Here is a 15,512-nt window from a genome sequence, read left to right as displayed (position 1 = left end):
ATTCGGCTCCTCAGTGGGCCACCGCGGCCGCGCCGTGCTCGTCGACGAGCGCGCCGGTGGTGAATCGGTCGAGCGAGAAGGGGGCGTTGAGGTGGTGGGGGGTGTCGTGGGCGATGGTGTGGGCGTAGACCCAGCCGACGCCCGGGGTGGCCTTGAAGCCGCCCGTGCCCCAGCCGCAGTTCAGGTAGAGGTTGTCCACCGGGCTGAGCCCGACGATCGGCGAGGCGTCCGGGCTGACATCGACGATGCCGCCCCAGGTACGCAGCACATGGGCTCTGGCGAAGACCGGGAAGAGTTCCAGGGCGGCGGACATCTGATGTTCGATGATGTGGAAGGCGCCGCGCTGGGTGTAGGCGTTGTACGCGTCGATGCCCGCGCCCATCACCAGTTCGCCCTTGTGGGCCTGGCTGACGTACACATGCACGGCGTTGGACATGACCACGGTGGGGTGCACCGGCTCGAGCAGTTCGGATACCAGCGCCTGCAACGGGTGGCTCTGCAGTGGCAGTTCGAAGCCCGCCATGGCGGCCAGCACCGAGGTGTGCCCGGCGGAGCAGAGCGCCACCTTGCCGGCGGCGATGGGTCCGAGCGTGGTCTGTACGCCGGTGACCCGGCCGCCCTGGATGTCGATGCCGGTGACTTCGCAGTTCTGGATGATGTCGATACCTGCGGCGTCGGCGGAGCGCGCCAGCCCCCAGGCGACGTGATCGTGCTTGGCGATGCCGGCCCGCGGCTGGTAGGTGCCGCCCATCACCGGATATCGCACGTCGGGCGAGATGTTGACGATGGGGCAGACGTCCTTGACCGCTTGCGGGTCCAGCCATTCGGCATCGACGCCGTTGAGCCGGTTGGCCTCGACACGGCGCACACTGTCGCGGACGTCCTGCAGGCTGTGGGCGAGGTTCAGCACACCGCGTTGGGAGAAGAGGATCGGGTAGTCGAGTTCGTCCGCCAGCCCTTCCCACAGTTTGAGGGCGTGCTCGTAGATTCCGGCGCTCTCGTCCCACAGGTAGTTGGAGCGGATGATGGTGGTGTTGCGGGCCATGTTGCCGCCCGCGAGCCAGCCCTTCTCCAGCACGGCCACGTTGGTGATGCCGTGGTTCTTCGCCAGGTAGTGGGCGGTCGCGAGACCGTGTCCGCCGCCGCCGACGATCACCACGTCGTACGACCGCTTCGGCTCGGGCGTGCGCCAGAGCCGGTCGGGGTGCTCGGGGAGGTCTGCGCCCGGGGTGCGGGGGCTCATCGGGCGTCTCCTGAAAGGTGCGGGTACAGCGGGTGTTTGGCGGCCAGTGTCTGCGCACGGGCGCGGAGCGCGGCCGCGTCCGGCTCGGGCTGGAGAGCGAGCGCGATCACATCGGCGACCTCGGCGAAGTCCTCTTCGGTGAAGCCGCGGGTGGCCAGCGCTGGGGTGCCGATACGCAGCCCGGAAGTGACCATGGGAGGACGGGGATCGAAGGGAACGGCGTTGCGGTTGACCGTGATACCGATGTCGTGGAGCAGGTCTTCCGCCTGCTTCCCGTCCAGTTCCGACTCCCTGAGGTCGACCAGGACCAGATGGACATCGGTGCCGCCGGTCAGGACGCTGACTCCGGCCGCGGCCGCGTCGGGCCGCGTGAGCCGTTCGGCGAGGAGGTGGGCGCCGGCGAGCGTGCGGGCCTGCCGCTCGGCGAACTCCGGCGACGCGGCGAGCTTGAACGACACCGCCTTCGCGGCGATGACGTGCTCCAGCGGTCCGCCCTGCATGCCCGGGAACACCGCCGAGTTGATCTTCTTGGCGAGGTCGGCCTCATTGGTGAGGATGACGCCGCCGCGCGGGCCGCCGAGTGTCTTGTGGGTGGTCGTGGTGGTGACATGGGCGTGCGGTACCGGATTGGGGTGCAGCCCGGCGGCCACGAGCCCGGCGAAGTGGGCCATGTCGACCATCAGATACGCGCCCACTTCGTCGGCGATCCGCCGGAAGGCCGCGAAGTCCAGCTGCCGGGGATACGCCGACCAGCCCGCGATGATCATCTTGGGGCTGTGCTCCTTGGCGAGCCGCTCCACCTCCTCCATGTCGACCAGGTTGTCTCTCTCGTCGACGTGGTAGGGCACCACATTGAGCATCTTGCCGCTGTAGTTGATGCGCATGCCGTGGGTGAGGTGCCCGCCGTGCGCGAGGTCGAGGCCGAGGACGGTGTCGCCGGGCTTCAGCAGGGCGAAGAAGACTGCGGTGTTGGCCTGCGCGCCCGAGTGTGGCTGCACATTGGCGAATCCGGCGCCGAAGAGGGACTTGACGCGTTCGATGGCCAGCCGCTCGGTCACGTCGACGTGTTCGCAGCCGCCGTAGTAGCGGCGGCCGGGGTAGCCCTCGGCGTACTTGTTCGTCATGACCGACCCCTGGGTCTCCATGACCGCCGAGGGGGCGAAGTTCTCCGACGCGATCATTTCCAGGGTCGACTGCTGGCGGTCCAGCTCCGCGGAGACTGCGGCATGGACCTCGGGGTCCAGCTCGGCGAGCGGCGCGTTCAGGGGGTTCATGCGGCGTTCCTCTCGGCGGCCTCAACGACATTGGCGAGCAGCATGGCCCGCGTCATGGGTCCTACGCCGCCGGGCATGGGCGCGACCCATCCGGCGACTCGGGCGGCATCGGGGTGCACATCGCCGATCAGCCCCTCCTCGGTGCGGGTGATGCCGACGTCGAGTACGACGGCGCCGGGCCGGAGCATCTCGGCGGTGATCAGTCCGGGCGATCCGGCGGCCGCGATGACGATGTCTGCCTCGCGTACGTGCCAGGCGAGACCCTTGGTCCCGGTGTGGCACAGGGTCACGGTGGCGTTCTCGGACTTACGGGTGAGCAGCAGCCCGATCGGCCGCCCGACGGTGATACCCCGCCCGATGACGCAGACCCGCGCTCCGGCGAGGGGGACGTCGTGGCGGCGGAGCAGTTCCACGATGCCGCGCGGGGTGCAGGGCAGCGGGGCCCGGACGCCGAGCGCAAGGCGGCCGAGGCTGACGGGGTGCAGACCGTCGGCGTCCTTGGCCGGGTCCATGCGTTCCAGTACCGCGTTGGCGTCCAGGCCCCGGGGCAGCGGCAGCTGGACGATGTAGCCGGTGCAGGCGGGGTCGGCGTTGAGCTCGTCGATGACGGCCTCCACCTGCTCCTGCGTCGCGTCGGCGGGCAGTTCGCGCCGGATGGAGGCGATCCCTGCCTGTTCGCAGTCGCGGTGCTTACCGGCGACGTAGGCGTGGCTGCCGGGGTCGTCGCCGACCAGTACGGTGCCGAGGCCCGGTGTGATTCCCCGCGCGGCCAGCTTGGCGACGCGCTCGGCGAGTTCGGTGCGGATCGCCGCCGCGGTCCGCTTGCCGTCCAGGATCCGTGCGTTCACATCGCTCCTCTTCTTACGGGTGGGGGCTCAGCCGCGCAGGCGGGACATGGAGGGGTCGAACAGCGGCTCGTCGGCGACGACCGCTTCCACGCGCCGGTCGAAGTAGCCGATGTGCAGGGCGGTGCCGGCCGTGGCGAGCTCGGCGGGCAGCCAGGCATAGGCGATGCCCTTGCCGATCGTGTAGCCGTACGCGGCGCTGGTGACGTAGCCGACGGGGCGGTCGCCGTCGTACACCGGCTCCTTGCCCATGACCACGGCCTGCGGATCGTCGATGGTCAGACAGGTCAGGCGGCGCCGCACATCGGCCTTGCGCCGTTCCAGCGCGGCTTTGCCGATGAAGTCGTCCTTGTCGAGCTTGACGGCGAAGCCGACGCCCGCCTCGTAGGGGTCGTGCTCATAGGTCATGTCGGTGCCGAAGGAGCGGTAACCCTTCTCCAGACGGAGGCTGTTGAAGGCGCCGCGACCGGCGGCGATGCCGCCGAGGGGCTGGGCGGCCTGCCACAGGGTGTCCCACAGTTTCAGGCCCATGTCGGCGCCTGTGTACAGCTCCCAGCCGCGTTCACCGACGTACGACAGGCGCATCGCGGTGACGGGGACGGAGCCGATGTGGGCGCGCTTGGCGCGGAAGTACTTCAGACCGTCGCCCGAGAAGTCCGCGTCGGCGAGCGGCTGGAGGACCTCGCGGGCCAGTGGGCCCCACAGACCGATGCAGCAGGTGCCGGCGGTGATGTCGCGCACCTGGACCGACCCGTCGGCCGGCAGGTGCCGGCCGAACCAGTCGAGGTCCAGGTTGCCGTTGGCGCCGACCTGGAAGTGGTCGCGGCCGAGGCGGGCGACGGTGATGTCGCTGCGGATGCGGCCGCCTTCGTCGAGGAGCAGGGTGTACGTCACCGAGCCGACCGACTTGTCGACATTGCCGGTGGCAAGACGCTGGAGGAAGGCGGCGGCGCCGCGACCGGTGACTTCCAGGCGCTTGAGTGCCGTCATGTCGTACATCGCGACGGTCTCGCGCGTGGTCTGGGCCTCTGCGCCGACGATGGGCGACCAGTAGCGGGCTGCCCAGTCGCCCGGCCTGGGAATGGCACGCCCGGCTGCCAGGTGCTCGTTGGCTCCGTACCACTGGGGCCGCTCCCAGCCGGTGGCCTCCAGGAAGACGGCGCCGAGTTCCCGCTGGCGGCCGTAGAAGGGGCTGGTACGCAGGGGGCGTGGCGCGCCGGCCGGCTGGAGGGGATGGAGGATGTCGTAGACCTCGACGAAGTTCTGGCAGTCGCGGGCCAGGACGTACTCCGGGGAGAGCTGGTGCGGCTCGAAGCGGTTGACGTCGCACTCGTGCAGATCGAAGGACGAGCAGTGGCCGTCCACGAGCCATTCGGCCACGGCGCGGGCCACGCCGGCCGAGTGGGTGACCCACACGGCCTCGGCGACCCAGAAGCCCTTGACGTCCGGTGATTCACCCAGCAGCGGCAGTCCGTCGGTGGTGAAGGAGAAGAGGCCGTTGATGCCCTCTTCGATCTTGGCGTCGCGGGTGGCGGGCAGCAGTGCCTGAGTCTCGGCCCAGGCTTCGGCGAAGTCGTCCTCGGTGAATTTCAGGACGGAGGGCATCTGCTCGGCCTCGTCCACCGAGGCGATGTCCTCCGGGTCGACGGGCATGGGCCGGTGGCCGTAGTAGCCGATGCCGATGCGGTCGAAGCGGTCGCGGTAGTACAGGTCCGCGTCCTGGTGGCGCAGGATCGGCCGGACGGCCTCCTCGGCCTGGCCCTCCAGCGCGGGGACGGGGCCGGTCCAGGCGAGCTGGTGGGCGAGCGGGGTCAGCGGCAGGTTCATGCCGACCATGCGGGCGATCTTCGGGCCCCAGATGCCGGCGCAGCACACGACGATGTCGGCGGGGATCTCTCCCGCGGCCTGCGGCGGGGGGGACCCCAGGTCGGTGACGACGACGGCACTGACCTCACCCTCGCTGTGTACGACGTCGAGGACTTCGTGGCGGGCGAGGAAGCGTACGCCGCGCTCGGTTGCCCGCCGGATCTGGGCCTCGACGGCGAGTACCGCCTTGGCCAGGCCGTCGGTGGGGACCAGGAGGCCACCGAGGACGCGGCCGCGGTCCACCAGCGGGTGCAGTTCGATGCACTCCTCCGGGCTCAGCAGCCGGGACTCGACACCCCAGGCGGTGACCCAGCCGTGGCGGCGGTGCAGCTCGGTGAGGCGCTCGGGGGTGGTGGCCACCTCGAGTCCGCCGACCTGCAGAAAGCAGGGCTGTCCGTCGACGTCGAGGCTGCAGAACTTCTCGACGGTGTAGCGGGCGAGCTCGGTCATGGTCTTCGAGGAGTTCGTCTGGAAGACCAGCCCCGGCGCGTGGGACGACGAGCCGCCGGTGGCGGGGAGGGGTCCTTGGTCGACGACCGTGATGTCGGTCCAGCCCGCGAAGGACAGTTCGTCCGCGAGCGCCGCTCCCACGACGCCCGCTCCGATGATGACCACTCGGGGTCCCGCCATCGCCGCACCTCCGCCTTTAAGCAGTCCAGTTGCTGTCAGCGCAACATGCTTCAGGTTGCGCAACTCACGATGCCGGTCGCCGAGGAGGGTGTCAAGGGGCCTTCACGGCCGTGCACGGGGCAAAAAAAGAGCCGTGCCCGGCGGGCTGTCACGGCAGCCCGCCGGGCACGGTTGACGCTTCCCGGCCCCTCTCGTGGATCAGCTCTTCTTGAGCCAGAAATCGACCTTGTCGCGGTTGGCGTCCACCCACTTCTTGGCCGCCGCCTCCGGTGTCATCTTGTCCTCGGCGATGTACTTGGCCACGAGGTTCTGGTCCGAGTTGGTCCAGGTGAAATTCTTGACGAGGTCATAGGCGGGGCTGCCCGAGTCGGCGAACTTCTTGCTGACGATCTTGTCCAGCTCGTACTGGGGGTAGTCGCAGGCGACCTTCGCCGCGTCCGCGTCACAGCCCTCCGCGTACGGCGGCAGATTCACCTTCACCAGCTCTATCTCCGACAGGAACCACTGCGGAGCGTAGAAGTACCCGATCACCCAGGACTTCTTGGCCTCGGCCTGTCTGAACGCCTGGATGAGCGCGGCCTCGCTGCCGCCGTAGACAACCTTGTAGTCCAACTTGAGATTCTTCACCAGCGCGGCGTCGTTCGTGACGAACGACGGATCTCCGTCGAGGAACTGGCCCTTGGCACCCGACTCGGAGGTCTTGAAATTGGTGGCGTACTTGTTGAGGTTCTTCCAGTCGGTGATGTCCGGGTGTTCCTTGGCCAGCCACGGCGGCACGAACCAGCCGATGACACCCGTGTTGCCGGTCGCCCCGGCCGACACGGCGGTCTTCTGGTCGGTGATGTACTTCTTCTTCAGGTCGTCGTGGCCCCAGTTCTCGACGACTGCGTCCACCTCGCCGGTGCCGAAGCCCTGCCAGGCGACCTCTTCCTTGAGGTCCTTCTTGGTCACCTGACACTTGAGGTCCTTCTCGGCGACATAGGCGATGACCGCCGCGTTGGCCTCGTAGCCGACCCAGGGGTTGACCGCGAGGTTGAACGTGCCGCACTTGCCGGAGGCACCCCCCGCCTTGTCCGAACCAGACTCGCCGACCTTGGCTCCGCCGCAGGCGGTGAGCGCGGCCAGACTCAGCGCCGCCAGCCCGGCCACCGCGGCCCGCTGTCTCGCGGGCCGCGACTGCGTAATGAAGTTCCCGATCATGTACTGCCTCCTGTGCTTCATCCTGTGGCCGCTGAGTGGTGTCCGGCCTAGCGGGCGCCGGGCGCTCTCGTTGTGCGCCGTGCCGCTGCCTGGGTTATCCGGTCGAACATGACCCCGAGCAGAACGATGGCAAGGCCCGCCGCGAGGCCCTTGCCGTACAACTCGCCCTGGGAGAAACCGGCTACGACGTCGTAGCCCAGGGCGCCCGCACCGACCAGACCTCCCACGACCACCATGGACAGGACGTAGATCAAGCCCTGGTTGGTCGCGAGGGTCAGGGCGCTGCGTGACATGGGGAGCTGGACCTTGGTGATGATCTGCCAGGTGCTGGAGCCGGCAGCCGTGGCGGCCTCCACCGTGGTCTGGGGCACCGCTCGCACACCATCCGCGATGATCTTGATCGTCACGGGGGCCGCGAAGACGACCGCAGCGGTGATCGCGGTGAAACGGGTGGCACCGAACAGCGCCAGGAACGGCACCAGGTACACGAACGACGGCATGGTCTGGCCCGCGTCGAGACTGGGTCTGATCAGCCGGTCGACCAGCGGACTGCGGCCCATCCAGACGCCGGCCACGACGCCGAGCAGCATCACGATCAGAGTCGCCACCGCCGTGGAGGCCAGCGTCGTCATACTGTCCGACCACACCCCGGTTCCGACGAGCAGGGCCACACAGAGCGCCGCCGTGACACCCGCGCGCCACCCGCCGAGCACCGCGCCGACGGCGACGAGGACAACGCCGACCAGCCACCAGGGGGACTCGGTGAGGAGCGTCTCGAAGGGGTTGAGCAGGGCGCTGGTGACCAGGTCCCTGGTTCCGTTGGTCAGTGGGCCGAAGGTGTCCTGCGTCCACAGGGTGACCGAGTCCGCCGTGCGCGCGATCGCGCCGCCGACTCCGGAGTCCCCGGGGAACTGGGCTGCCCACACATAGGTGTGGGACAGCCACACGCATACCGCGGCCACCGCGCCGCCGGCCAGCAGCAGCGGCCGGCGCCACTTCGTGAAGCGGCCGGCGCCGCGCTTCCTCGCGGCCTCCACTCGTTCGCCCGCCGCGGTCGTCACCCGGTCCAGCACGATGGCCATGACGACGATGGCCAGGCCGGCGTTGAAGGCGACGCCGACGTCCAGGGTCTGCAGCGCCTTGACGACCGTCTTGCCCAGGCCGGGCGCGTCGATCAGGGCGGCGATGGTGACCATGGACAGGGCGGCCATGATGGTCTGGTTCACGCCCATCACCACGGTCCGCTTGGACATGGGCAGCAGCACCTTGGTGAGCGTCTGCTGCCGGGTGGAGCCCAGCGACTCGGCGGCCTCGACCGTGGTGGCGGGCACCGAGCGGATGGCGTGCGCGGTGATACGGATGGCGGGAGGCGCCGCGTAGATGAGTGTGGCGATCGTCGCGGATGCCGGGCCGATGAGGAAAATCAGGGTGAGCGGAGCCAGGTAGACGAAGGTCGGCATCGTCTGCATGAAGTCCAGGAACGGCGTGATGGCGCGGTTCACCCGGTCGGAGAGCCCCGCCCAGATGCCCAGCGGAATGCCGATGAGCAGGGAGACAAAGACCGCAGAGAGGGTCAGGGCCAGCGTGTCCATGCTCTCCTGCCACAGTCCCTGCAGGCCGAAGAAGACGAACCCGGCCACGGCCAGGGCCGCGACGCGTATGTTCCCGAACGCCCAGGAGATGTAGCCGGCGAGGCCGACGACGCCCAGCCAGCCGATGGCGGGGACCGGACGCCCGCCCTGCGGCTGGGAGATCAGCGACTGGATGAAGGTGACGAGATTGTCGATGACCAGACGGATCTCGTTGAAGAAGTAGAGGAAGAGCGGGTTGCTGTTCCGGTTCGCCCCGATGCTGTCGTTGACCGAGTTGAACCAGCGGTGCAGGTCCGTCAGGTCGGCCGCCCCCAGCGCCAGGGTCTGCCGCCCGCGCAGGGCGGTGAACAGCACCAGCCAGGCGATCACGATCGCGGCCACCACGACGCGGCGGCCGACTCGGCGCGCGGCCCGGACCGGGGCGGCCACGTCGGCCGCGACAGCCATCACCTGCCGCCTTCCTGTCCGGCGACGACAGCGAGGATCTCCTCGTCGCCGACAATGCCCAGCAGCCGCCCGCCCTCGACGACCTTGACCGGCCTGTCGGCGGCGAGCACCGCCCGCGTCGCCTCGCGCACCACGACGTCAGGGCCCAGCTCCGGGCCGTCGAGGGCGTCGCCGGGCTCGGGCTCGCGCATGATCCAGCGCAGGGTCAGGACTTCGGCGCGGGACACGTCCTTGACGAACTCGCGGACGTAGTCGTCGGCGGGCGCGCCGACCAGTTCGTCACCCGTGCCGCACTGGACCATCTTGCCGTCGCGCATGATGAGGATGCGATCGCCGAGCTTGAGCGCCTCGGACAGGTCGTGGGTGATGAACACCATGGTCTTGCCGACCTCGTGGTGCAGGCGGATGACCTCGTTCTGCATATCGCGGCGGATCAGCGGGTCGAGCGCGGAGAACGGCTCGTCGAAGAAGAGCACGTCCGGATCGCCGGCAAGCGCACGGGCCAGGCCGACGCGCTGCTGCATGCCGCCGGAGAGCTGGTCGGGGTAGGAGTTCTCGTATCCGGCCAGGCCGACCAGTTCGACGACCTCCATGGCCCGCTTGGCGCGCTCGGCCCTGCCCATGCCGCGTATCTCCAGGCCGTACGAGACATTGTCGACGACCCGGCGGTGCGGCAGCAGCCCGAAGTGCTGGAAGACCATGGAGAACTTGTGGCGCCGCAGCTCCCGCAGCCGTTTGGCGTCAGCGCCGCGGATGTCCTCACCCTCGAAGTTGACTTCGCCCGCGGTGGGTTCGATCAGCCGGGTGAGGCATCGCACCAATGTGGACTTGCCGGAGCCGGACAGACCCATCACGACGAAGACCTCGCCGGGCGACACGTCGAAGTTCACATCCCGTACGGCGGCGGTGCATCCCGTGCGGTCCATGAGCTCGCGACGCGTGAGCCCGCGCAGCTCCTCGGAATCCGGCACCTGGTCGGCCCTGGGCCCGAACACCTTCCACAGCCCGCGCACGGAGACGACCGGCGGTCCGTCCTGGTTCTGGGATGTGCCGCGCCGCTGCGGCAGTTCAGTCTGTGTTGGGGTCACGGTCGACCTCTCTTCGGCGTTCAGCCGCGGAACCAGTGCTGCGGCCGGGGTTGGATGTTCTGCCAGATGTGCTTTGGCTCGCGGTATTCGTCCAGGCCCGTCGGCCCCAGTTCCCGGCCCACGCCCGAGTGCCCGAAGCCACCCCATTCCGCCTGCGGTACATAGGGGTGGTAGTCGTTGATCCACACGGTGCCGTGGCGCAGCCGTCGCGCGACCCGCTGGGCCTTGCCGGCGTCCTGCGTCCATACGGCTCCGGCGAGTCCGAACTCGGTGTCATTGGCGATGCGTACGGCGTCGTCCTCGCCCCTGAAGCGCTCGACGGTCAGCACGGGGCCGAAGGACTCCTCATGCACCACGCGCATGTCCTGGCGGCACTCGTCGAGCACGGTCGGCGGGTAGTAGTAGCCGTCCTTGAGTGCGGGGTCCTCGGGGCGACTGCCGCCGCAGCGCAGTACGGCGCCCTCGGCGAGGCCCGCCGCGACATAGGCCTCGACCTTGTCCCGGTGCTGCGCGGAGACCAGCGGACCGGTGTCGGCCTCGGCATCGAAGGGGCCGCCCAGACGGATTCGCCCCGCGCGGCGCACCACCTCGTCGACGAAGGCGTCGTGGAGGGAGTCTTCGACGATCAGGCGGGCGCCGGCCGAGCAGACCTGTCCGGAATGCAGGAAGACGGCCGTGAGAGCGAAGTCCACCGCGGTCTCGAAATCGGCGTCGGCGAAGACGACGTTGGGGTTCTTGCCGCCAAGTTCGAGAGCGACCTTCTTGACGGTCGCGGCGGCTGTGGCCATGATCCTTCGGCCGGTGTCCAGGCCCCCGGTGAAGGAGATCATGTCGACGGCGGGGTCTTCGGACAGCGGCGCGCCCACCTCGGGACCGGTGCCGAGCACGAGGTTGGCGGCACCGGCCGGCAGACCGGCCTCCTCAAGTGCCCTCATCAGCATGATCGTTGTGGACGGAGTGAGCTCGCTCGGCTTCACGACGATCGTGTTTCCGGCCAGAAGAGCGGGGGCGACCTTCCACGAAGCCTGGAGCAGCGGGTAGTTCCACGGAGTGATCAACCCGCAGACTCCGACCGGCTCGTACGTGACGCGGCTGACGGCGTCGTCGCGTCCGGTGTCGACCACCCGGCCGGTGCTGGTGCCCGCGATCCCGCCGTAGTAGCGGAAGCAGGAGACCACATCGGCGATGTCGTACTCGCTCTCCACCAATCGCTTGCCGGTGTCCAGCGACTCGGCGCGGGCGAGCTCCTTGGCGTCGCGCTCGATCAGATCGGCGGTACGCAGCAGCAGTGCGCCGCGCTCCCGCTCGGGGGTTCGCGGCCAGGGGCCTTCGTCGAAAGCCCGGCGGGCCGCCGCGATCGCGGCCTCACTGTCGGCCCGTGTCCCTTCGGACACGACCGCCGCAAGCGTGCCATCTGCGGGGCAGAGGATCTCCCGGTGGTTTCCGGCCACCGGATCGCACCATTCTCCGTCCACATACAGGTCTGCCACGAGCGGAACCCTTCGACCGAAGTTCGTTGCGCATCATGCACCGCATTGCTTGTGGTGGAACCCTGGCCGAACCTGTGACCCACGTCAAGAGGGCGAGACGGGCGGATTTCACCCCGAGGTCCAGTTGTCCCCCTTCTCTTGACCACGGACCCGCGAGGGACGGACCATGTTGCGTATCACTCACCGTGTTGTGCAATACGCACCATCGGAGGCCGCGTATGTCCCCTCGACCGCAACCTGGCCGCGAATACGTCCTCACCCTCTCGTGCCCGGACCAGGCCGGACTGGTGCACGCCGTGAGCGGCTACCTGGTCAGGAACTCCGGCAACATCCTGGAGAGCCAGCAGTTCGACGACCGGCTCCAGGACCGCTTCTTCATGAGGGTCCACTTCGCTGTGTCCGACCCCGACACCGATGTGAAACATCTGCGTGACCGATTCGGCCCCGTTGCCGAGGCCTACCGGATCTCGTGGACCCTGCGGGACGCCTCGACCCCGACCCGCACGCTCATCATGGTGTCGAAATTCGGCCACTGCCTGAACGATCTGCTCTTCCGCCGGCGCACCGGCGCGCTCAACATCGAAATCCCGGCCATCGTGTCCAATCACGACGAGTTCGAGGAGCTGGCCGGGACCTACGGCATCCCCTTCCACCACATCCCGGTGACCAGGGACACCAAGGCCGACGCCGAGGCACGTCTTCTGGAGCTGGTGCGCGAGCTGGACGTCGACCTGGTGGTGCTCGCCCGCTACATGCAGATCCTCTCCGACGACCTGTGCAAGCAGCTCGAGGGCCGGGCCATCAACATCCACCACTCCTTCCTGCCCAGTTTCAAGGGCGCCCGCCCGTACGGGCAGGCGTACGACCGCGGTGTGAAGCTCGTCGGCGCCACGGCGCACTATGTGACACCGGACCTGGACGAGGGGCAGATCATCGAGCAGGACGTGGTTCGCGTGGATCACTCGCTGGACCCGGACGAACTGGTCACGGTGGGGCGGGACGTGGAGGCGCAGGTGCTGGCGCACGCGGTGAAGTGGCACAGCGAGAGCCGCGTCATGGTCGACGGGAACCGTACGGTTGTCTTCCGCTGAGCGGTACGGGGGTGCGCCTGCGGCGGGGTTAGCCCCCACCCCGCCCCTTCCCGTTAACTGGGGCAAGCCCCCAGACCCCGTACGCCCTTCGGGCGTGTCCTCAATCGCCGGACGGGCTGAATGTGCACGGCTCGGGCGTACCTTCAGCCCCGCCGGCGTTTGAGGCGCGGGGTCTGGGGCGGAGCCCCAGTTCGGGAAGGCGCGGGTGGGGGCTAACACCCGTCGAGGCGGTCCAGCATGGCCTGCCGCCAGCGCTCCGTCTCGGCGATCTGGTTGAACGTGAAAAGGTGCAGGCCCGCCACCGCCGCCGAGGGCGCGGTCAGCACGGGCGCGCTGCGCCGCAGCAGCCGCTCCGGCGCGTAGCCGCCCGGCGCCGCGAAGCGCACGAACCAGGAGGCGTGCCGGGCCAGGAAGCGCGTCGACTCCCCCACACCGATCTTCGCCGCCATCGCAAGCAGCTTCGTACGCTCGACGGGCCCGGCCACGCCCACATACACCGGGAGCGTGACATCGCGCCGCCGCACCCGTGTCACCCACTCGCCCAGCACGCGCGAGTCGAAGCACAAGTTGCTGACTATGTACGTCGCGTGGGCATGCTTGTCCCACATCGCCTGGATGGTGATGTCGTCGTCGATGAGCGGATGTCTCTCCGGGTAGCCGGTGATGCCGACCCGGGCGAAGGGGCTTCCCAGCTCCGCGAGGTGCCGTAGCAGGGGCAGCGCGCCCTCGTACGGGCCGGCGGGCGGATCGGCGTCCCCGGCAGGTACGAAGACGTCATCCACGCCTGCCTCGCGCAGCCGATGGACGACCTCCGCCACATGGGCACCGTCCCGCAGCAGCCGGGCGGGAACGTGCGGCACGACGCGGTAGTCGTGCGCGGCCAGCCGGGTCGCCAGGTCCAGGGTCGGCTCCAGGCCCTTGACCGGCGAAGCGGTGACCGTGACCACCACGTCGTGCGGCACATCGGCGAGAACCTTGTCCTCGGTGGACTTCGCCGGCAGGACTTCGTACCGGACGCTCTTCAGCAGCGTTCTCACCGCGGATCGCGGTGCCTGTAGTACACGGCCTTGGAGGACGGCAGGGGATCCTTGCCGAGAATGAGGTCGGCGGCCTTCTCGGCGATCATCATCACCGGCGCGTAGATATTGCCGTTGGTGACATAGGGCATCACCGAGGCGTCCACCACGCGCAGTCCCTCAAGACCGTGCACGCGCATGCTGGCGGGGTCGACGACGGCCATCTCGTCGGTGCCCATCTTGCAGGTGCAGGAAGGGTGCAGGGCGGTTTCGCCCTCCTTCGCGACCCAGGCGAGGATCTCCTCGTCACTCTCCACGGACGGTCCGGGCGAGACCTCTCCGCCGTTGTACGGGGCGAGCGCGGGCTGGTTGAGGAGCTTGCGGGTCACCCGGACCGCCTCGACCCACTCGCGGCGGTCCTGTTCGGTGGACAGGTAGTTGAAACGCAGGGCCGGGTGCTCGCGCGGGTCCTTGCTCCTGACCTTCACGGAGCCGATGGCGTCGGAGTACATGGGTCCGACGTGCACTTGGTAGCCGTGTCCGCCGGAGGGTGAGGAGCCGTCGTAGCGGACCGCGACGGGCAGGAAGTGGAACATCAGGTTGGGGTAGTCCACGTCCTCGTTGCTGCGGGCGAAGCCGCCGGCCTCGAAGTGATTGGTAGCGGCCGGGCCCTTGCGGAAGAGCCACTGGAGGCCGATGAACGGGGCACGCCACTTCGCCATGTACGGCTGCATGGAGACCGGCTGCCTGCAGGCGTACTGGACGTACACCTCCAGGTGATCCTGGAGGTTCTCGCCGACGCCGGGGAGGTCGTGGACGACGTCGATGCCGAGCGCGCCCAGCTCCTCCGCGTTGCCTACGCCGGACAGCTGCAGCAGTTGCGGGGAGTTGATGGCACCGCCGCAGAGGATCACCTCGCGGGCGCGGACCTGCTGGGGCTTGCCACGGCCGCGCTGGTACTCGACACCGACTGCGCGCTTGCCCTCGAAGATCACGCGAGTGACCAGGGCACGGGTCTTGACCGTGAGGTTCGGCCGCCTCTTCACGGGCTTGAGGTACGCCTTGGCGGCTGACAGGCGGCGACCTCGGTGGACGTTGCGGTCGAACGGGGCGAAGCCTTCCTGCCGATAGCCGTTGACGTCGTCGGTGCGGGGGTAGCCGGCCTCCTGGACGGCCTCGAGGAAGGCGGGGAAGAGGGGGCTGGAGGCCGGGCCGCGTTCGAGGACGAGGGGGCCGTCGTGGCCGCGGAACTCGTCGTCCGGGTCGGCCGCCAGGCAGTTCTCCATCCGCCGGAAGTACGGCAGGCAGTGCGCGTAGTCCCAGGTCTCCATGCCCGGGTCGGCCGCCCACCGCTCATAGTCCATGGGGTTGCCGCGCTGGAAGATCATGCCGTTGATGCTGCTGGAACCGCCGAGCACTTTGCCGCGGGCGTGGTAGACACGGCGGCCGCCCATGTGGGGCTCGGGCTCGGATTCGTACTTCCAGTCGTAGAAGCGGCTGCCGATGGGGAAGGTCAGCGCCGCCGGCATGTGAATGAACACGTCCCACGGATAGTCGGACCGGCCGGCCTCCAGCACCAGAACGCTGTTGTCCGGATCAGCGGAAAGCCGGTTCGCCAGTGCGCTGCCGGCCGATCCGCCGCCGACGATGACGAAGTCGTACTGCTGGGGAGCCATGGCTGCCTCGTCTCGATCGCGCCTTTCGATACGCCCGGCATGCTAGTACGAGTA

Annotated in this window: 11 protein-coding genes; 1 reads left to right on the top strand and 10 read right to left on the bottom strand. The window is 68.8% G+C overall.

Annotation, left to right across the window (positions count from 1 at the left end; all coding sequences use genetic code 11):
• Positions 1–10: 10 nt before the first annotated feature.
• The 8 genes from OG966_RS37480 to OG966_RS37445 form a co-directional block, all read right to left on the bottom strand.
• On the bottom strand, positions 11–1,243 hold the full coding sequence (locus OG966_RS37480) for a sarcosine oxidase subunit beta family protein (RefSeq protein ID WP_108154303.1): 1,233 nt from the start codon (positions 1,241–1,243) through the stop codon (positions 11–13).
• Positions 1,240–2,517, bottom strand: a complete 1,278-nt coding sequence (gene glyA / locus OG966_RS37475; RefSeq protein ID WP_326654555.1) for a serine hydroxymethyltransferase — start codon at positions 2,515–2,517, stop codon at positions 1,240–1,242. Before glyA ends, OG966_RS37480 begins: the two co-directional genes overlap by 4 nt.
• Positions 2,514–3,365: a bifunctional methylenetetrahydrofolate dehydrogenase/methenyltetrahydrofolate cyclohydrolase gene (locus tag OG966_RS37470; protein WP_326654554.1), complete on the bottom strand. Its 852-nt coding sequence runs from the start codon at positions 3,363–3,365 to the stop codon at positions 2,514–2,516. The genes glyA and OG966_RS37470 overlap by 4 nt, the downstream gene beginning before the upstream one ends.
• A gap of 27 nt (positions 3,366–3,392) precedes the next feature.
• Positions 3,393–5,858 carry a GcvT family protein gene (locus tag OG966_RS37465; RefSeq protein WP_326654553.1) on the bottom strand — a complete coding sequence of 822 codons (2,466 nt, stop codon included), beginning with the start codon at positions 5,856–5,858 and terminating at the stop codon, positions 3,393–3,395.
• A gap of 198 nt (positions 5,859–6,056) precedes the next feature.
• Complete coding sequence (locus OG966_RS37460) at positions 6,057–7,058, bottom strand: ABC transporter substrate-binding protein (protein WP_326654552.1); 1,002 nt, start codon at positions 7,056–7,058, stop codon at positions 6,057–6,059.
• A gap of 47 nt (positions 7,059–7,105) precedes the next feature.
• Positions 7,106–9,097 carry an ABC transporter permease gene (locus OG966_RS37455; protein ID WP_326654551.1) on the bottom strand — a complete coding sequence of 664 codons (1,992 nt, stop codon included), beginning with the start codon at positions 9,095–9,097 and terminating at the stop codon, positions 7,106–7,108.
• Complete coding sequence (locus OG966_RS37450) at positions 9,097–10,185, bottom strand: quaternary amine ABC transporter ATP-binding protein (protein ID WP_326654550.1); 1,089 nt, start codon at positions 10,183–10,185, stop codon at positions 9,097–9,099. Before OG966_RS37450 ends, OG966_RS37455 begins: the two co-directional genes overlap by 1 nt.
• Positions 10,186–10,205: 20 nt before the next feature.
• A complete protein-coding gene (locus tag OG966_RS37445; protein ID WP_326654549.1) occupies positions 10,206–11,675 on the bottom strand; it encodes an aldehyde dehydrogenase family protein in 1,470 nt (489 codons plus the stop codon).
• A gap of 218 nt (positions 11,676–11,893) precedes the next feature.
• On the opposite strand from OG966_RS37445, the gene purU reads away from it, so the two are divergent.
• Positions 11,894–12,766, top strand: coding sequence for a formyltetrahydrofolate deformylase (gene purU / locus OG966_RS37440; protein ID WP_326654547.1), 873 nt, complete (start codon positions 11,894–11,896; stop codon positions 12,764–12,766).
• Positions 12,767–12,978: 212 nt separating this feature from the next.
• On the opposite strand, the gene OG966_RS37435 is transcribed toward purU, so the two are convergent.
• On the bottom strand, positions 12,979–13,803 hold the full coding sequence (locus tag OG966_RS37435; protein ID WP_326654545.1) for a methylenetetrahydrofolate reductase: 825 nt from the start codon (positions 13,801–13,803) through the stop codon (positions 12,979–12,981).
• On the bottom strand, positions 13,800–15,458 hold the full coding sequence (gene betA, locus OG966_RS37430) for a choline dehydrogenase (RefSeq protein WP_326654544.1): 1,659 nt from the start codon (positions 15,456–15,458) through the stop codon (positions 13,800–13,802). Before betA ends, OG966_RS37435 begins: the two co-directional genes overlap by 4 nt.
• Positions 15,459–15,512 lie beyond the last annotated feature (54 nt).

Source organism: Streptomyces sp. NBC_01750 (genome assembly GCF_035918095.1).
Classification (GTDB): domain Bacteria; phylum Actinomycetota; class Actinomycetes; order Streptomycetales; family Streptomycetaceae; genus Streptomyces.
This window is presented reverse-complemented; position numbering and strand designations above follow the sequence as displayed.